This window comes from Halomonas sp. PGE1 (genome assembly GCF_013000985.1).
Classification (GTDB): Bacteria; Pseudomonadota; Gammaproteobacteria; order Pseudomonadales; family Halomonadaceae; genus Halomonas; species Halomonas alkalicola.
The window spans coordinates 1,059,698-1,077,263 of record NZ_CP053032.1; the positions used below are offsets into that span (position 1 = coordinate 1,059,698).

The 17,566-nt window shown below is 69.0% G+C and carries 16 protein-coding genes, 2 tRNA genes and 1 pseudogene; 15 read left to right on the plus strand and 4 right to left on the minus strand.

Annotated elements, in window-relative coordinates; all coding sequences use genetic code 11:
* Window positions 1-65 precede the first annotated feature (65 nt).
* From HIR79_RS05045 to nadA, 6 genes are all read left to right on the plus strand, one after another.
* Window positions 66-989: a segregation and condensation protein A gene (locus HIR79_RS05045; protein WP_169957500.1), complete on the plus strand. Its 924-nt coding sequence runs from the start codon at window positions 66-68 to the stop codon at window positions 987-989.
* Window positions 986-1,876, plus strand: a complete 891-nt coding sequence (gene scpB / locus HIR79_RS05050; RefSeq protein WP_169957501.1) for an SMC-Scp complex subunit ScpB — start codon at window positions 986-988, stop codon at window positions 1,874-1,876. Before HIR79_RS05045 ends, scpB begins: the two co-directional genes overlap by 4 nt.
* A complete protein-coding gene (gene rluB / locus HIR79_RS05055; RefSeq protein ID WP_119022008.1) occupies window positions 1,873-2,724 on the plus strand; it encodes a 23S rRNA pseudouridine(2605) synthase RluB in 852 nt (283 codons plus the stop codon). The genes scpB and rluB overlap by 4 nt, the downstream gene beginning before the upstream one ends.
* A gap of 76 nt (window positions 2,725-2,800) precedes the next feature.
* Window positions 2,801-2,876: transfer RNA gene (locus tag HIR79_RS05060), tRNA-Lys, on the plus strand.
* 29 nt (window positions 2,877-2,905) lie between these two features.
* Window positions 2,906-2,981, plus strand: a tRNA-Lys gene (locus tag HIR79_RS05065).
* A gap of 308 nt (window positions 2,982-3,289) precedes the next feature.
* Window positions 3,290-4,318, plus strand: a complete 1,029-nt coding sequence (gene nadA / locus HIR79_RS05070) for a quinolinate synthase NadA (protein ID WP_169957502.1) — start codon at window positions 3,290-3,292, stop codon at window positions 4,316-4,318.
* 16 nt (window positions 4,319-4,334) lie between these two features.
* Here the strand turns inward: nadA and HIR79_RS05075 are convergent, their stop codons facing one another.
* The gene (locus HIR79_RS05075) at window positions 4,335-5,798 is read right to left on the minus strand and encodes a M48 family metalloprotease (protein ID WP_169957503.1); all 1,464 of its coding nucleotides are present in this window, start codon (window positions 5,796-5,798) and stop codon (window positions 4,335-4,337) included.
* Between the two features lie 151 nt (window positions 5,799-5,949).
* Between HIR79_RS05075 and HIR79_RS05080 the strand changes: the two genes are divergently transcribed.
* Both HIR79_RS05080 and HIR79_RS05085 read left to right on the plus strand, forming a co-directional pair.
* Window positions 5,950-6,198, plus strand: a complete 249-nt coding sequence (locus HIR79_RS05080) for a sulfurtransferase TusA family protein (RefSeq protein ID WP_169957504.1) — start codon at window positions 5,950-5,952, stop codon at window positions 6,196-6,198.
* A complete protein-coding gene (locus HIR79_RS05085; RefSeq protein ID WP_169957505.1) occupies window positions 6,195-7,334 on the plus strand; it encodes an AI-2E family transporter in 1,140 nt (379 codons plus the stop codon). The genes HIR79_RS05080 and HIR79_RS05085 overlap by 4 nt, the downstream gene beginning before the upstream one ends.
* Before the next feature lie 3 nt (window positions 7,335-7,337).
* Here HIR79_RS05085 and HIR79_RS05090 read toward each other — a convergent pair whose 3' ends face one another.
* Window positions 7,338-7,826 carry a peroxiredoxin gene (locus HIR79_RS05090; RefSeq protein ID WP_169957506.1) on the minus strand — a complete coding sequence of 163 codons (489 nt, stop codon included), beginning with the start codon at window positions 7,824-7,826 and terminating at the stop codon, window positions 7,338-7,340.
* 198 nt (window positions 7,827-8,024) lie between these two features.
* Between HIR79_RS05090 and dapA the strand changes: the two are divergent.
* The 4 genes and pseudogenes from dapA to purC all read left to right on the plus strand — a co-directional run bounded on the left by dapA (window position 8,025) and on the right by purC (window position 11,493).
* Window positions 8,025-8,910, plus strand: a pseudogene (dapA, locus tag HIR79_RS05095) (4-hydroxy-tetrahydrodipicolinate synthase).
* A 61-nt stretch (window positions 8,911-8,971) separates the two neighbouring features.
* The gene (locus HIR79_RS05100; protein ID WP_169957507.1) at window positions 8,972-9,937 is read left to right on the plus strand and encodes a lipoprotein, NlpB; all 966 of its coding nucleotides are present in this window, start codon (window positions 8,972-8,974) and stop codon (window positions 9,935-9,937) included.
* Window positions 9,937-10,725, plus strand: a complete 789-nt coding sequence (locus tag HIR79_RS05105; protein ID WP_169957508.1) for an MBL fold metallo-hydrolase — start codon at window positions 9,937-9,939, stop codon at window positions 10,723-10,725. Before HIR79_RS05100 ends, HIR79_RS05105 begins: the two co-directional genes overlap by 1 nt.
* Window positions 10,726-10,779: 54 nt before the next feature.
* On the plus strand, window positions 10,780-11,493 hold the full coding sequence (gene purC, locus HIR79_RS05110) for a phosphoribosylaminoimidazolesuccinocarboxamide synthase (protein ID WP_110068456.1): 714 nt from the start codon (window positions 10,780-10,782) through the stop codon (window positions 11,491-11,493).
* Between the two features lie 68 nt (window positions 11,494-11,561).
* On the opposite strand, the gene tsaA is transcribed toward purC, so the two are convergent.
* Window positions 11,562-12,296, minus strand: a complete 735-nt coding sequence (gene tsaA / locus HIR79_RS05115) for a tRNA (N6-threonylcarbamoyladenosine(37)-N6)-methyltransferase TrmO (RefSeq protein WP_169957509.1) — start codon at window positions 12,294-12,296, stop codon at window positions 11,562-11,564.
* Window positions 12,297-12,397: 101 nt separating this feature from the next.
* Between tsaA and HIR79_RS05120 the strand changes: the two genes are divergently transcribed.
* Complete coding sequence (locus tag HIR79_RS05120; protein WP_169957510.1) at window positions 12,398-12,937, plus strand: GNAT family N-acetyltransferase; 540 nt, start codon at window positions 12,398-12,400, stop codon at window positions 12,935-12,937.
* A 23-nt stretch (window positions 12,938-12,960) separates the two neighbouring features.
* Here HIR79_RS05120 and nadC read toward each other — a convergent pair whose 3' ends face one another.
* Window positions 12,961-13,821, minus strand: a complete 861-nt coding sequence (gene nadC / locus HIR79_RS05125; RefSeq protein WP_169957511.1) for a carboxylating nicotinate-nucleotide diphosphorylase — start codon at window positions 13,819-13,821, stop codon at window positions 12,961-12,963.
* Between the two features lie 97 nt (window positions 13,822-13,918).
* On the opposite strand from nadC, the gene ampD reads away from it, so the two are divergent.
* Window positions 13,919-14,530, plus strand: a complete 612-nt coding sequence (gene ampD / locus HIR79_RS05130; RefSeq protein ID WP_169957512.1) for a 1,6-anhydro-N-acetylmuramyl-L-alanine amidase AmpD — start codon at window positions 13,919-13,921, stop codon at window positions 14,528-14,530.
* A 315-nt stretch (window positions 14,531-14,845) separates the two neighbouring features.
* Window positions 14,846-17,518 (plus strand): pyruvate dehydrogenase (acetyl-transferring), homodimeric type, encoded by a 2,673-nt coding sequence (aceE, locus tag HIR79_RS05135; protein WP_169957513.1) that lies wholly within the window; start codon window positions 14,846-14,848, stop codon window positions 17,516-17,518.
* The last annotated feature ends 48 nt before the right edge of the window (window positions 17,519-17,566 follow it).

Genomic DNA, 17,566 nt, shown 5'->3' on the forward strand with positions numbered 1-17,566 from the left:
GTCTCCGGCGCCGCGCTCTTGCTAGACTGCGCCGTTGACCCAGCGTCCCCGGAGAGGCACGCCGCGTGAGCGCCACCCCCGATACCGCCAGCCCCGAGCAGAGCGTCGCCGCGGCCCAGCAGGCCGCGGTGCTCGGAAGGCTGTTCGACGAGCCGATCACCGAGCTGCCCGAGGATCTCTATATCCCGCCGGAGGCGCTGCGGGTCTTTCTGGAGGCCTTCGAGGGGCCCCTCGACCTGCTGCTCTACCTGATCCGCCGCCAGAACCTCGACATCCTGGCCATCGACGTGGCCGCCATCACCCGCCAGTACATCGAGTACGTGGAGCTGATGAAGGCCATGGAGATCGAGCTGGCGGGCGAATACCTGCTGATGGCGGCGATGCTGGCCGAGATCAAGTCGCGTACCCTGCTGCCGCGCCCGCCGAAGGAGGGCGGCGACGGCGAGGAGGAAGATCCGCGGGCCGAGCTGATCCGGCGCCTGCAGGAGTACGAACGGCTCAAGCATGCCGCCGAGGCGCTGGCCGAGCTGCCGCGCCTGGGGCGAGACTGGTTCCCGGCGCGGGCGCTGCTGCCGCCGCTGGAGTCGCGGGTGATCCATCCGGACGTGGAGCTCGGCGAGCTGCTCGGTGCCCTTGCCGGCATCCTGCGCCGCGCCGAGCTGGTGCAGTCGCACCATATCAGCCGTGAGGTGCTCTCGACCCGGGAGCGCATGCTGGCCATCATGGAGCGGCTCGGCCACGATCACTTCACCCCCTTCGAGGCGCTGTTCAGCCTGGAGGAGGGGCGGGCGGGGGTGATCGTCACCTTCATGGCGATCCTCGAGCTCGCCAAGGAGGCGATGATCGAGATCGTGCAGAATGCCCCGCTCTCGCCGATCCATGTGCGCGCCCGCACCCCGGTGGAGGCGGACGAGGCCGGCGACCTGGATGACCTGGAAGCCGAGGGCGAGAGCGCCTTCGCGGACGATGATGAGGGAGGGCGGCCATGACCGCCATGGAGTATCCCGAGTCCCTGGACGAGATCCTCGAGGCGGCGCTGCTGGCGGCCGGTGAGCCGCTCTCCCTGGAGCGCCTCGACGGGCTCTTCGATGATCACGAGCGACCGCCAAGGCGCGCCCTGCGCGAGGCGCTCGAGCGCCTCGGCCTGCGCCACGAACGCGGCGCCATGGAGCTGCTCGAGACCGCCTCGGGCTACCAACTGCGCATCCGCCCGCGGCTCTCGCCCTGGGTCTCGCGGCTGTGGGACGAGCGTCCCCAGCGCTACTCCCGGGCGCTGCTCGAGACCCTGGCGCTGATCGCCTACCGCCAGCCGGTGACCCGCGGCGACATCGAGGAGGTGCGCGGGGTCACGGTGAGCGGTTCGATCATGCGCACCCTGCTGGACCGCGGCTGGATTCGCGTGGTGGGCCACCGCGACGTGCCGGGGCGCCCGGCGGTCTATGCCACCACCCGCAGCTTCCTCGACGACTTCGGCCTGAAGACCCTCGACGAGCTGCCGCCGATGCACGAGCTCAAGGACTTCGAGGAGCCCGGGTGGATGAGCGAGGACGAGGCGCCGCCGCCGCCCCAGCACGACCTGCTGGCCCAGGCCGATGCGCCCCTCGACGATGCGCCCCTCGACGATGCGTCCCTCGACGATGTGCCGGAAGAGGGCGAGCAGGCGGCAGGCACTACCGATCAGGAGGCATCGGCCGCGTCCGGTGCCACCGACGCGACGGCCGGGATGGCCGACGACAACCACGCCGGGACGGCGTCAGAACGGTCCGGCCTGAGCTTCGCCGAACTCGAGGCTCGCCTGACCGAACGTGCCCGGAGCCGCGTCGACGATGACGCTGCCCCGGGGGCGGAATCCACACCCAGTGAGAACGACTCATGAGCACTACCAGCGAAAAACTTCAGAAGGTCCTGGCCCGCGCCGGGCTGGGCTCCCGCCGCGAGATGGAGACCGCCATCGCCGATGGGCGGGTCAAGGTCAACGGCCAGGTGGCGACCCTCGGCGACCGCATCGAGATGCGCGACCGGGTGCTCTTCGACAACCGCCCGGTGACCCTGCGCGGCGCCGATGAGGTGCCGCGGCGGGTGATCATGTACAACAAGCCCGAGGGTGAGCTGTGTACCCGCAAGGACCCGGAGGGTCGCCGCACCGTCTTCGACCGCCTGCCGCGGCTCAAGGGTGAGCGCTGGATCGCCATCGGCCGCCTCGACATCAACACCAGCGGCCTTTTGCTGTTCACCACCGACGGTGAGCTGGCCAACCGCCTGATGCACCCCTCCACCCAGGTGGAGCGCGAGTATGCGGTGCGCGTCATGGGTGAGGTGACCCGGCAGAACGTGGTTGCCATGGTCCAGGGCGTGATGCTCGAGGACGGGCCGGCGAACTTCACCGACGTGCAGGAGTTCGGCGGGGAGGGCATCAACACCTGGTTCCACGTGGTGATCCTGGAGGGACGCAACCGCGAGGTACGCCGCCTGTGGGAATCCCAGGGGGTCACCGTCAGCCGCCTCAAGCGGGTGCGCTACGGCAACATCTTCCTCGACAAGCGGGCCAAGGCCGGCGAGTGGGTGGAGCTCTCCCAGGCGGAGATCGATGACCTGGCCGAGTTGGCCGGGCTGGAGTCACGCAAGGTGCCGGATCTCACCCCGGACGAGAAGAACCGCTGGAGCCGCGACAAGCACAAGCGCAAGCCGGTGCAGGCGATGCGCAAGCCCAAGACGCGCCGCTGAGCCGCGGCGGCGACAAAAGGCAAAAAAGTCCTTGCCAGCCAGGGGGCGGATCAGTAATATCTGCCCCCGTTCGGAAGGGTCGTTAGCTCAGTTGGTAGAGCAGTTGGCTTTTAACCAATTGGTCGTAGGTTCGAATCCTACACGACCCACCATCCGGACCTGCAGGCTTGTACGCAAGCATGGGTCGTTAGCTCAGTTGGTAGAGCAGTTGGCTTTTAACCAATTGGTCGTAGGTTCGAATCCTACACGACCCACCAGATTCGACGCCCCGGCCTCCCAGAGGTCGGGGCGTTCTGGTTTCTGGCCCGGGTGCCCGGTGAGGCGCGTCGTGAGCCGAACGGTTCGGCCCGCCGCGCGTCCAAGCGGAGCAGCGGCGCGATTTCTTCACCAGCGATTTCTTCACCAATAGTGGCCACGAACCCGGCCTCCTGGTCTAGAATAGGGTCCTTGCCGACGGTGGCGACAGACGCCCCAGGCAGCCGGCGCATCGTCCGCGCGGAGCGCGCGAGCCGCGATGCACCCGATCACGCAGGGGGAGCCCCTGCCAGTCACAGTGGTAGACACGATGACGATCATGACTTCCCGTGCGGAGGTACGCGAGTACCTGACCCGCACCTATTGCCCCACCCGCATTCCCGCCGAGGACGAGGCGCGCGTCGAGGAGATCAAGCGGCTCCTTGAGGCCAACAATGCCGTCCTGGTGGCTCACTACTACACCGACGATGCCATTCAGCAGCTCGCCGAGGAGACCGGCGGCTGCGTGGCCGACTCCCTCGAGATGGCCCGCTTCGGCGCCCGCCACGCGGCCGACACCCTGGTGGTGGCCGGGGTGCGCTTCATGGGCGAGACCGCCAAGATCCTCTCCCCGGAGAAGCGCGTGCTGATGCCCACTCTGGAGGCGACCTGCTCGCTGGACCTGGGCTGCCCGGCCGACGAGTTCGCCGCCTTCTGCGACCAGCACCCCGACCGCACCGTGGTGGTCTACGCCAACACCTCGGCGGCGGTGAAGGCGCGCGCCGACTGGGTGGTCACCTCGTCGATCGCCGTGGAGGTGATCGAGGAGCTCCAGGCCCGCGGCGAGAAGATCCTGTGGGCCCCGGACAAGCACCTGGGCGGCTACATCCAGAAGAAGACCGGCGCCGACATGCTGCTGTGGGACGGTGCTTGCATCGTCCACGAGGAGTTCAAGGCCAAGGGGGTCGAGGAGCTCAAGGCGCTCTACCCGGAGGCCGCGGTGCTGGTGCACCCGGAGTCGCCGGCCTCGGTGGTGGCGCTGGCCGACGTGGCGGGCTCCACCTCCCAGCTGATCAAGGCCGCCCAGGCGCTGCCCAACGACAAGCTGATCGTGGCCACCGACCGCGGCATCTTCTTCAAGATGCAGCAGGCGGTGCCCGGAAAGACCCTCTTCGAGGCGCCCACCGCCGGCAACGGTGCCTCCTGCAAGAGCTGCGCCCACTGCCCCTGGATGGCCATGAACGCCCTGGACAACCTGGCCGACGCCCTGCGCCACGGCTCGGGCGAGATCCTCGTCGATGACGCCCTGCGTCAGGCGGCGCTGAAGCCCCTGGAGCGGATGCTCAACTTCCAGCGCTGATCCACGGCGCTGGGCGCTAGAATTTCTCCAGCGTCTCCCGATAGCCGATGAACGCCTCGCGGCGCTGCTCGATGCGAGCAGTGGCCGCGGCGTCTCCCTCCCGCTCGGCCACCTGCCGGGCCACCTCGAGCTGACGAATCCCCTCGCTGATGCGCCCGGTGAGCTGCAGCTGCTCGGCCCGGGCCAGGTGTCCCCAGGCCTCGCGTCCGCTGCGCCCGGCGGCTTCCGCCAGCAGGGTGAACACCTGCGGGTCCTCGTGGCGGCGCTCGGCGAGCTCGCGCAGTACCCGCCACGCCTCGTCGGGGTCGCGCTGCAGCAGCGCCTCGCCCAGGGTCAGGGTGGCGGGCAGGTGCCCCGGCATCAGCCGCAGCAGGCGGCGGCTGCGCTCGATGGCGTCGTCGTAGCGGCCGGCATCGAAGGCCACCTGGGCGGCGGAGGCGGGCAGCAGCCCCAGGTCGGGCTCCTGGCGGGCCAGGGCGTCGAGGGTCGAGAGGGCCGCCTCGACGTTGCCCCGGCGGGCCTCCACCAGGGCGCCCAGGTAGCGTCGGGCGGCTTCGGGCACGTCGTCCTGGGCGAGCCGGGTGATGGCCTGCTGGGGGTCGCGCTCGTGGATGGTCAGCAGGGCGCGGGCGCGCACCAGGTGGTACTGGAGGTCGTCGTCGCGGGGGGTGGCGACCGAGAGCTGGCCGGCGCGGTCCTGGGCGTCGCCGATGCGCGACTCGGTCACCGGGTGGGTAAGCAGGAACTCCGGCGGATTGCCGCCCTGCAGCCTGGCCATGCGCTGCATGGCCTGGAACATGCGCACCATGGCCTGGGGGTCGTAGCCCGCCTGGGCCATGGCCTGCAGGCCGATGCGGTCGGCCTCCTGCTCGAAGCGTCGCGAGTAGGCCAGCTGGTCCTGGATGAAGGCGGCCTGGGAGCCCATGGCCACGCCGATGCCGGCGTCGCCGCCGCCGGCGGCGGCGATCAGCATGCCGGCCAGCATGGCGGCCATGGCGGGCACCTGGGTCTGCTCGGTGCGGGCCTGGCCGCGGGCGTAGTGGCGCTGGGAGAGGTGGCCGAGCTCGTGGGCCAGCACCGAGACCAGCGCCGCCTCCTCCTCGGCGAAGGCGAACAGGCCGGCATTCACCCCGATGATGCCCCCCGGCACGGCGAAGGCGTTGAGCTGGCGGCTGTCGACCAGGGTCACCAGCGGCTGGCTGCCACCCAGCCCGCTGTGGGGCAGCAGGCGCGCGATCATCGACTCCACGTAGTGCTGGGCGATGGGGTCCTGCCACTGGGGGGCCCGCGCCTGGAACTGGCGCAGCCAGGCCCGCCCCAGGCGAAACTCCTCGCCGCTGGCGGCCTGGCTGTCGCCGCTGGCCAGGCTCGGCAGCCCGGCGGCGCTGTCCCACTGGGGCTGGGTCCACTGGGCGGCGGCGGGAAGGGCCAGCGCCAGGCACAGGGCGCCGGCGGCGAGTCGAGGAAAACGGCGCGGCATGCTCGGGGTCTCCTGTGGTGGGCCGGGGTGGCCCATGGTCTGACATTGATTCAGCCGGTAAAGTGCCTTTAAATCCCAAGGGTTTCCGTGTCGCGCGGCCAATCGTCGCCCGGCAGCAATCCGCCCCACCCCCATTGTTCCGGGAGAGATCATGGCTCTGCAACCCGATGACCTGCTCGACGCCCGCGGTCTTCCCTGTCCGCTGCCGCTGCTCAAGGCGAAGCAGGCGCTGGCGCGTCTGGCCCCGGGCCAGCTGCTCGAGGTGATGGCCACCGACGCCGGCTCCTGGCGGGACTTCGAGACTTTCACCGCCCAGAGCCCCCACGAGCTGCTGGAGCGAGAGGAGCGCGGCGACATCTACCACTACTGGATCCGCAAGGGCGGGGAGGGCAATTCATGACCCTGCGGGCGGTCTTCAAGAGCTGGATCGACCACTACTTCTCCGACGAGGAGGCGGTGATCCTGCTGGTGCTGCTGGTGCTCGGCTTCGCGGTGGTGATCCTCTTCGGCCGCATGCTGGCGCCCTTCCTCACCGCGCTGGTGATCGCCTTCCTGCTGCAGGGGGCGGTGGGCTGGCTGGAGCGGCGCCACGTGCCGCACCTGATGGCGGTGAGCCTGGTGTTCCTGGGCTTCATTGGCCTGCTGCTGGCGCTGGCCTTCATCCTGATGCCGCTGATCTGGAACCAGCTGGTGGGGCTGGTGCAGGAGACGCCACGCATGTTCGCCAGCGGCCAGCAGCTGCTCGACGACCTGCAGGAGCGCTACCCGCATCTGGTGACCCCCGACCAGATCCAGAACTGGATCGCCGTGGCCGGCCGCGAGATGACCCAGTTCGGGCAGCGCGCCCTGACTCTGTCGCTGGCGTCGCTGGGCAACGTACTGTCGCTGATCATCTACCTGGTGCTGGTGCCGATCCTGGTCTTCTTCCTGCTCAAGGACCGCGAGACGCTGGTGGGCTTCTCCCTTTCGTTGCTGCCCCAGAAGCGGGCCCTGATGACCCGCATCTGGCACGAGATGGACGCCCAGATCGCCAACTATGTGCGCGGCAAGTTCATCGAGATCATCATCGTCGGCACCGTCTCCTTCCTGACCTTTGCCTTCTTCGGCCTGCCCTACTCGGCGCTGCTGGCGGTGCTGGTGGGCTTCTCGGTGCTGGTGCCCTATATCGGCGCGGCGGTGGCCACCCTGCCGGTGGCGGCGGTGGCCGGCTTCCACTTCGGCATGACCAGCGAGTTTGCCTATGTGGTGGTCGCCTACGGCATCATCCAGGCCCTGGACGGCAACGTGCTGGTGCCGATCCTCTTCTCCGAGGCGGTCAACCTGCACCCGGTGTCGATCATCGTGGCGGTGCTCTTCTTCGGCGGCATCTGGGGCTTCTGGGGCATCTTCTTCGCCATTCCCCTGGCGACCCTGCTCAAGGCGCTGGTCTACGCCTGGCCCCGGGGGATACAGCGGCACAAGCGCGAGGAGGCCGAGGCCCTGGCGGAGAAGCAGGGGGGCAGCGGGGGCGGGGCGCGGGCGGCCCCGCCCGGGTAGCGCTCAGGCCTCCTTCAGGGTGCCGTCATGCAGCGCCTGGGCCGCCTCCAGCACCTCCTGGGCGTGGCCAGGCACCTTGACGCCGCGCCACTCCCTGGCGAGCCTGCCCTCGGCGTCGATCAGGAAGGTGCTGCGCTCTATCCCCAGGTGCTCCTTGCCGTACATCTTCTTGAGCTTGATGACGTCGAAGACCCCGCACACCGTTTCGTCCTTGTCGGAGACCAGCTCGAAGTTGAAGGCCTGCTTGGCCTTGAAGTTCTCCTGGGCGCGGATGCCGTCCCGGGAGACGCCGAGGATCACGGTGTTGGCGGCCTCGAAGTCCGCCTTGCGGTCGCGGAAGTCGCCCCCCTCGGTGGTGCACCCCGGGGTGCTGGCCTTGGGGTAGAAGAAGAGCACCACCTGCCGGCCCTTGAGCTCGGAGAGGGTGACCGTGGTGTCGCCGGTGGCGATGGCGGTAAAGTCGGGGACCGGCTGGCCTGTGCTCACGCTCATGGAAGTCTCCTGCGCGTTGGTGGGGGGAGCTTGATTACACGCAAGCGGCGCGGCGCTGTCAAAGTGGTGCGCCTCGCTGTACAGGCTCTGGCCGGCTGAGTACCATTTGACCCTTGATGCGGGCCACGGGCCCCACCCCCTGTCGACCCGGTGGTTACCGGGCCGTGGCGCAGCCGTCGAATCGAGAGGAAAGAACGGATGATCACTGGCAGTATCGTCGCCCTGGCGACGCCGATGAAGGTCAATGGCGACATCGACTGGGAGGCGCTGCGTCGCCTGGTGAACTTCCACCTCGACAACGGCACCGATGGCATCGTGGCCGCCGGCACCACCGGCGAGCCCACCACCATGTCGTTCGCCGAGCACTTCGACGTGATCCGCGCCGTGGTGGAGGAGGTCGATGGCCGCATCCCGGTCATCGCCGGCACCGGTGCCAACGCCACCTCCGAGGCCGTCGAGCTGGCCCGCTACGCCGGCGAGGTGGGGGCCGACTACTGCCTGTCGGTCTGCCCCTACTACAACAAGCCCACCCAGGAAGGTCTCTACCGCCACTTCAAGGCGGTGGCCGAGGGCAGCAAGCTGCCGGTGATCCTCTACAACGTGCCCGGCCGCACCGCCTGCGATCTCTACAACGAGACCGTGCTGCGCCTGGCCGAGGTGGAGAACATCGTCGGCCTCAAGGATGCCACCGGCAACCTGGAGCGCGCCGAGGACCTGATCTCGCGGCTCAAGGGCAGCGGGTTCATGCTCTACTCCGGTGACGACGCCACCGCCTGCGACTTCATGCTGATGGGCGGCCACGGGGATATCTCGGTGACCGCCAACGTGGCCCCCCCGGGCCATGCACGATCTGTGCGTCGCGGCGGTGGCCGGCGATGCCGACCGCGCCCACCAGCTCAACACCCGGCTGATGCCGCTGCACACCAACCTGGGCATCGAGTCCAACCCGATCCCGGTCAAGTGGGCGCTCTACCGCATGGGGCTCATCGAGCCGGGCATCCGCCTGCCGCTCACCTGGCTCTCGGAGAAGTACCACTCCACGATCAGCGAGGCCCTGCAGCTGGCCGGCGTGATCGAGGACTGATCATCGCTGTTCCGGCCCCCTGCGGTGCCGGAACCTGGAGAACTGGATGCAAGGTGGACGCATGAACTCTGCGCTGAAATGGCTGCCCCTGGTCGCGGCCATCGCCCTGGCGGGCTGTGCTCGCCCCGACGGCTACTACCACGACCGCAACGTCGACTACGCCGAGGCACGTATCGCCCCGGCGCTGACTCTGCCCGAGACCCGGGACCCCCAGCGCTACCGCGATGCCATGCCGGTGCCCCAGGCCGCCGGTGATTTCCAGGCCCCCGATGGCCGCTTCCGCGCGCCGAGCCCCCAGGCCCTGGGCGCCGGTCGCGCCGTGGAGCGCGACTTCGTCGAGCGCCGTACCATCGGCCGCGACGCCTGGCTGGTGGTGGGCGCCGACCCCGGCACCGTCTGGCCCCAGCTCGAGGACTTCGCCCGCAGCCGAGGCCTGGGCATCCAGGCCAGCGACTCCTCCCGCGGGGTGATCGAGACCGGCCAGGCGCGCCTGAGCGTGCGCCAGGGGCTGCGCGCCGGCGACAGCGAGGTGCGCTGCGACCAGGGCGGGGCCCCGGTGGGCGCCTGCCTGGACGCCCTGGAGTCCTTCTTCGACGCGCGCAGCGCCACCGCCAGCGCCTCGTCCCTGGCCGCCCAGCGCCTGGCCGGCGAGTCGCGCCTCAGCCTCGCGCAGCGTGGCGACGAGTGGCTCGTCGAGATCCCGCTGGAGCTCGATCGCACCTGGGCCGAGCTCGATCACCAGCTGCGCCAGGACTTCACCGTGGAGGAGCGCCGCGAACTGCTGGAGAGCGACCCGGCGAGTCACGAGTTCCTGATCAGCTACATGACGGTCACCGAGCGCAACCGCAATCCGCTGCAGATCGTCTTCAGCGCCGACGTGCGCCAGATGCACCAGCAGATCCGCCTGGTGCTGGAGTCCGAAGGCCCCCGGCAGACCGTGCTGCGGGCGGTGAACGCCAGCGAGCGCGGCTTCAGCCCCGAGGACCAGCGCGAGCTGCTCGAACGGGTATCGGGCCTGCTGCGCTGATGACGGAAGGGCAGCAGGCCGGGAGGCTGCGCTTCGCCTCCCTGGGCAGCGGCAGCAAGGGCAATGCGACCCTGGTCAGCGACGGCGAGACCCACCTGCTGGTGGACTGCGGCTTCGGCCTGTGCGAGACCGAGCGTCGGCTTGCCGACTTCGGGCTGCACCCGCGCCAGCTCGATGCGGTGCTGGTCACCCACGAGCATGGCGACCATATCCGCGGCGTCGGCCCCCTGGCGCGACGCCACGGCGTGGCGGTCTACCTGACGCCCGGCACCTGGGCCTCGGGGCGGCTCGGTGAGCTGCCGAGCCGCCACTGGATCACCCCCCAGGCACGCTTCGCGGTCAAGGGGCTGACCATCGACCCGGTGACCGTGCCCCACGATGCCCGGGAGCCGGTGCAGTTTCGCGTCCACGGCGGGGGTCGCAGCCTGGGGGTGCTCACCGACCTGGGCCACCCCACCGAACACGTGGCCGAGGCCTTCGCCGGCTGCGACGCCCTGGTGCTGGAGTGCAACCACGATGTGCAGATGCTGGCCGATGGCCCCTATCCGCCACGGTTGAAGCGCCGGGTGGGCGGCGACTGGGGGCACCTGGCCAACGTCCAGGCCGCCGCCCTGCTGCCGCGCCTCGGCCTGGACCGCCTGCAGCACATCGTCTGCTCGCACCTGTCGGAACACAACAACCGCCCCGAGCTGGCCCTGGCGGCCCTGGTGCCGCTGCTCGACGGCGACGACTCACGGCTCAGGGTCTCCTGCCAGGAGGCGGGCCTGGCGTGGCAGGCCATTGCCTGACCCTTGCCCTGCGCTTCCCCTACTACCACCTACCCCAAGCCTCCGGAGGCTTCCATGGAAAAGCGTCAAGAACTCTATGCCGGCAAGGCCAAGTCGGTCTTCGCCACCGATGACCCTTCCCGGGTGATCCTGCAATTCCGCGATGACACCAGCGCCTTCGACGGCGAGCGCATGGAGTCGCTGGCGCGCAAGGGCATGGTCAACAACTGCTTCAATGCCTTCATCATGGAGAAGCTGGCGGCGGCCGGCGTGCCCACCCACTTCGAGAAGCGCCTCTCCGCCACCGAGAGCCTGGTCAAGTCGCTGAAGATGATTCCGGTGGAGTGCGTGGTGCGCAACATCGCTGCCGGTGGCCTGGTCAAGCGCCTGGGGGTCAACGAGGGGCAGGCGCTCACCCCGCCCACCTTCGAGCTGTTCCTGAAGAACGACGCCCTGCACGACCCGATGATCAACGAGTCCCTGGCCGAGACCTTCGGCTGGGCCACGCCCGAGCAGCTGGCCGAGATGAAGGCGCTGACCTTCAGGGTCAACGAGGTGCTCAAGGCGCTGTTCGCCGACGGCGGCCTGCTGCTGGTGGACTACAAGCTGGAGTTCGGCCTCTTCGAGGGGCAGATCGTGCTGGGCGACGAGTTCTCCCCGGACGGCTGCCGGCTGTGGGATGCCAAGACCCGCGAGAAGCTCGACAAGGATCGCTTCCGCCAGGGGCTCGGCGGCGTCATCGAGGCTTACGAGGAGGTCAGCCGCCGCATCGGCGTCGAGTTCGACTGATCGCTCGGCGGCTGCCGCCTGAACGACGAAGGGCCCCTCGGGGCCCTTCGTCGTGTCTGGTGCCGCGCTCAAGCCGCCACGATCGCCACCACCTCCATGCGGGTGCTCTCGCCGGCGGCGAGGGCGCGGAACCGCACGTCCACGTCGCGCAGGCGCACGCCATAGGTGCGCGCTTCGCCCTCCTTGCGCCCAGTGCTGTGATAAGCGGGGCGCGGGTCCTGGGCCAGCACCTGGCCGATCAGCTCGCGCAGGGAGTCACCGTCGGGGCGTTCGGCCAAGGTCGCGGCTGCCTCGTCGTTGAACGCCACCGCCAGCTGTGGCGGGGCCTCGGGGGCGAAGCCGGCGCGGGCCTCGGGGCGAGACTCCGCCCAGGGCAGGTAGGGCTTGATATCGAGCACCGGCGTGCCGCTGACCAGGTCGGCGCCGGCCAGGGTCAGGCGCACGCCGCGGCGGGTGTCGATCGCGAGGAGCTCCACCAGCGACAGGCCCAGGCGATTGGGGCGATGGGTGCTGCGGCTCGCGAAGACCCCCACCTTGGCGTTGCCGCCGAGGCGCGGCGGACGCACCAGCGGCGTCCAGCGCTCGGGGCTCTCGTGAAAGACGAAGGTGAGCCACAGGTGGCTGAAGGCCTCGAGGCCACGCACCGCCAGCGGGTCGTCGAAGGGGGGTGCCAGCACCAGGCTGGCCCGGGCCGCCGGCGCCAGCCCCGGCTGGCGGGGAATGCCGAACTTGTCGGGGTAGTCGCTCTCGATGACGCCGATCGGCGACAGCGTGAAGGCGTCGGGGAGGGGGAGTTCGCTCATGGGCGGATTATGCCCGGCGCCGGCGCCGGCGGCGAGGGGATTGGCGCCCGGGGCCGGCTTGTGTAGTCTCCCCGCAACAGCCAGGTTTCGACAGGATCGCCATGAGCCAGATCGCCAGTGCCCCGACGGCCGCCACGGCCCCGCCCCGGGGGCCGCGCATACGCTACCGCCAGGCCCTTTCCCGTGATGCCGCCGACCAGGCCGAGGTCTTCCATCACGCCGTGATGCAGGGCGCCATGGCCCACTACAGCGTCGCCGAACGCGAGGCCTGGGCATCGGCCCTGCCGCGGGATGCCAGCGCCTGGGCGGCGCGCCAGGCGCTCTTTACCACCCTGGTGGCCGAGTGCGATGGCCGCTGCGTGGGGTTCCTGGAGCTGGACCTGCCGCGGGGTCGCATCGAGACGCTCTACGTCTGGCCGTCGCTCGCCCGCCGCGGCATCGGCTCCACCCTGCTGATTCATGCCGAGCGCCTGCTGATGGAGCAGGGCCATGCGCGGGCCCGGATCGAGGCCAGTCTGGTGCTGACGGAGCGTCTGGTGCGACGCGGCTGGCAGGAGGTGGGCGAGGAGTGGGTGGAGCGCGGCGGCGAGCGGCTGTGCCGCAAGACGCTGGAGAAGCGCCTCGCCGCCGTGGAGACCTGAGCGCCGCCTTCTTTCGCCTTCCTTCAGTCGATGATCCGCATCGAGAGGTCGATGGCCTTGACGTCCTTGGTAAGGGCGCCGCTGGAGATGCAGTCCACGCCGGTCTCGGCGATGGCGCGCAGGGTGCTCTCGTCGACGTTGCCCGAGGCCTCCAGGGTCGCCCGCCCGGTGGTGCGCCGGACCGCCTCGCGCATCTCGTCGAGGCTGAAATTGTCCAGCATGATGATATCGGCCCCCGCCGCCAGCGCCTGCTCCAGCTCCTCGAAGGTCTCCACCTCCACCTCCACCGGCGCCTCGGGCGCGATGTCGCGTGCCTCGCGGACGGCCGCCTCGATGCCGCCGCAGGCGGCGATATGGTTCTCCTTGATCAGGAAGGCATCCCACAGGCCGATGCGGTGGTTGTGGCCGCCGCCGCAGGTCACCGCGTACTTCTGGGCCAGGCGCATGCCGGGCAGGGTCTTGCGGGTGTCGAGCAGGCGCACGCCGGTGCCCGCGATCAGATCCACGCAGTGGCGTGTGCGGGTGGCGGTGGCGGAGAGGGTCTGCAGCAGGTTCAGCGCCGCACGCTCGCCGGTCAGCAGGCTGCGGGCAGGGCCCTCGAGCTCCAGGAAGGCCTGGCCGGCCTCGAGGCGGTCGCCATCGGCGGCGCCCCAGCGAAGCGTCACGGCAGGGTCGAGTCGGGCGAACAGCGACTCGACCCAGGCCACGCCGCACAGCACGCAGGCCTCGCGGGTGATCACCCGGGCCCGCGCCGTCGCCTCGGCGGGGATCAGTCGGGCGGTGATGTCGCCGGAACCGACGTCCTCGGCCAGCAGGCGGGCGGCGGCGCTGCGGATCTCTTCGTCGAGCTTCTGGCGGTAGGGCAGGGCGTCCTGGTAGTCCATGCGGGGCACTCTTGGGGTGGCAGCCGGCGCGGGGTGGCCGAGGTGAGCGGAGGCGTCCATTATAGGGAATCCATGCCGATCACGTCAGGGGAGAGCGATGCCGATCACACGGGGATGGCTTGAGGGCGCGCGGCGGGTGCCGTCACCCAACTGCGATGAGCGACCCGACGGTGAGGTGTCGCTGCTTCTGCTCCACTCCATCAGCCTGCCGCCCGGCGAGTTCGGCGGCGAGCATATCGAGCGCCTCTTCACCAACCGCCTGGACCCCGCTGCCCACCCTTTCTTCGCCGAGATCCACCAACTGCGGGTCTCCGCCCACCTGCTGATTCGCCGCGACGGCGAGTGCGTCCAGTTCGTGCCCTTCGATCGCCGCGCCTGGCACGCCGGGCGCTCCCGCTGGCGCGACGGCGAGCGGGAACGCACGGCGCTCAACGACTTCGCCATCGGCATCGAGCTCGAGGGCGACGAGGTCTCGCCCTACGCCCTGGCCCAGTATCGCGCCCTGGCGCGGGTCGTGGCCGAGCTCGTGGCCGCCTATCCGGCGCTGGACGAGACGCGCATCACCGGCCACGCCCGGGTGGCGCCGCTGCGCAAGTCCGACCCCGGCCCGGCCTTCGACTGGGCCTTCTTCCGGCAGCGGTTGGCACTGCAATGCACGGAAAGCAACGAACATTTCGCTTCCCGGCCCGCTGGCGTCGACCCTTTTTGAGAGTGTCGATAATCAAACGGTAGTTCGGCTACAAGTGGCTGTTATTGCCCGGGGTGGCGTCGCGCAGAGTGCGGCAACCCCTTGTGCTGCGGTGCAATGTCAGGTCTGTGGAATAAGCTTCCATTTAATCGTTAATTGGCACCCGCGGGTGTTTGCGGTATCTTTCGGCTACCAACGGCAGATCGATCGCGTCGTCTTGTAAAACTACTACACAAATCCCTGCGCACGGTGGATGCGCCTCTCCAGAAGAGAGGCCGTCGCGATCGCCGTATTGCGGGGCGCACGACACCCTATCGTCACTTGGAGAGACGTCATATGAGTCTGGAGGCAAGAGAGGATCTCGATCCGGTCGAGACCACGGAGTGGCTGGAATCCCTGGAGTCGGTGCTGGATCGCGAGGGCGAGGAACGCGCCCGGTTCCTGCTGACACGCCTGGCGGATCGCCTGCGCCGCGACGGGACCCAGGCTCCCTTCTCGGCAACCACGCCCCACCGCAACACCATCCCGGTGCACCGCGAGGCGCCGATGCCGGGCGATCTGTTCATGGAGCGCAAGATCCGCTCCCTGATCCGCTACAACGCCATCGCCCAGGTGATCCGCAACAACCGCGCCAATCCGGGGCTGGGCGGCCATATCGCCAGCTTCATGTCGGCGGCGACCCTCTATGACGTCGGCTTCAACCACTTCTTCCGCGCCCCCAACGGCGACTTCGAGGGTGACCTGGTCTATATCCAGGGCCACGTGGCGCCGGGCATCTACGCCCGCGCCTACCTGGAAGGCCGCCTGACCGAGGAGCAGATGGACAAGTATCGCCAGGAGGTGGACGGTGACGGCCTGTCATCCTATCCGCACCCCTGGCTGATGCCGGACTTCTGGCAGTTCCCCACCGTCTCCATGGGCCTCGGCCCGATCCAGGCCATCTACCAGGCCCACGTGATGAAGTACCTGCACTCACGTGAAATGAAGGACATGCACGATCGCAAGATCTGGTGCTTCATGGGCGACGGCGAGTGCGACGAGCCCGAGTCCCTCGGCGCCATCCACCTGGCCAGCCGCGAGAAGCTCGACAACCTGATCTTCGTCATCAACTGCAACCTGCAGCGCCTCGACGGCCCGGTGCGCGGCAACTCGCGGATCATGGACGAGCTCGAGGGCGTCTTCCGCGGTGCCGGCTGGAACGTGCTCAAGGTGGTCTGGGGTCGGCTGTGGGATCCGCTCTTCGAGAAGGACAAGAAGGGCGTGCTGCAGAAGATCATGGACGAGTCGGTCGACGGCGAGTACCAGAACTACAAGGCCAACGACGGCGCCTATACCCGCAAGCACTTCTTCGGCAAGTACCCCGAGACCGCCGAGATGGTCAAGGACATGTCCGACGAGGACATCTGGAAGCTCAACCGTGGTGGCCATGACCCGTTCAAGGTCTATGCGGCCTACCACCAGGCCACCCAGAACGCCAATGGCCGACCCACCGTGATCCTGGCGCACACCGTCAAGGGCTACGGCATGGGCAGTGGCGACGGCGAGGCGGCCAACGAGGCGCACCAGGTCAAGAGCATGGAGCTCGAGGCGCTGAAGAAATTCCGCGACCGCTTCGGCATTCCGCTGACCGACGAGCAGCTCAAGGAAGTGCCCTACTACAAGCCGGCCGATGACTCTCCGGAGCTGCGCTACATGCACCTCCAGCGCGAGCGCCTGGGCGGCTACCTGCCGCAGCGCCGCAGCGACTTCGAGGCCCTGCCGATCCCCTCGCTGGAGGACAAGACCTTCGCCTCCCAGATGGGTGGCTCCAAGGGGCGTGAAGTCTCCACCACCATGGCCTTCGTGCGTGTCCTCAACGGCCTGGTGAAGGACAAGCAGATCGGCAAGCAGGTGGTGCCCATCGTGCCCGACGAGGCGCGTACCTTCGGCATGGAGGGGATGTTCCGCCAGCTCGGCATCTACACCTCCGAAGGCCAGAAGTACGAGCCCCAGGACAAGGGCCAGATCATGTTCTACCGCGAGGACAAGAAGGGCCAGATCCTCGAGGAGGGCATCACGGAGGCCGGCGCCATGTCGGCGTGGATCGCCGCGGCCACCTCCTACAGCAACCACAACCTGCCGCTGCTGCCGTTCTACATCTACTACTCGATGTTCGGTTTCCAGCGCATCGGCGACCTGGCCTGGGCGGCCGGCGACCTGCAGGCACGCGGCTTCCTGGTCGGCGGCACCGCCGGACGCACCACGCTCAACGGCGAGGGGCTGCAGCACCAGGACGGCCACAGCCATCTGCAGGCCTCCACCATCCCCAACTGCCGCAGCTACGACCCGACCTACGCCCATGAGGTGGCGGTCATCGTCCAGGATGGCCTGAAGCGCATGTTCGCCGACAAGGAGAACTGCTTCTACTACCTGACGGTGATGAACGAGAACTACGAGCACCCCGAGCTCGCCGAGGTCCCCGTCGACGACATCGTCAAGGGCATGTACCTGCTGCGCGAGACCGAGGGTGACAAGGGCCGCGTCCAGCTGCTGGGTTCCGGCACCATCCTGCGCGAGGTCGAGGCCGCCGCCGAGCTGCTGCGCGACGACTGGGGCGTGGGCGCCGATATCTGGAGCGTGACCAGCTTCAACGAGCTGCGCCGCGAGGCGCTGTCGCTGGACCGCGAGGCCTTCCTCAACCCCGAGGCGGAGCCGGGCAAGCCCCACGTGACCCGCTGCCTGGAAGGGCGCACCGGGCCTGCCATCGCCTCTACCGACTACATGCGCCTGTTCGCCGATCAGGTGCGTGCCTGGGTGCCGACCGACTACCACGTGCTGGGCACCGACGGCTACGGCCGCTCCGATACCCGCCAGAAGCTGCGCCACTTCTTCGAGGTCGATCGCTTCTTCGTGACCGTGGCGGCCCTCAAGGCGCTGGCCGAGCGTGGCGAACTGGATCGCAAGGTGGTGGGCGAGGCCCTGAAGAAGTACGGCATTGACCCGTCCAAGCCCAATCCGCTGACCGACTGATCCGCGAGCGGCGGGCCCGCGGGCCCGCCCCAGGCACGAGTTTGAAGG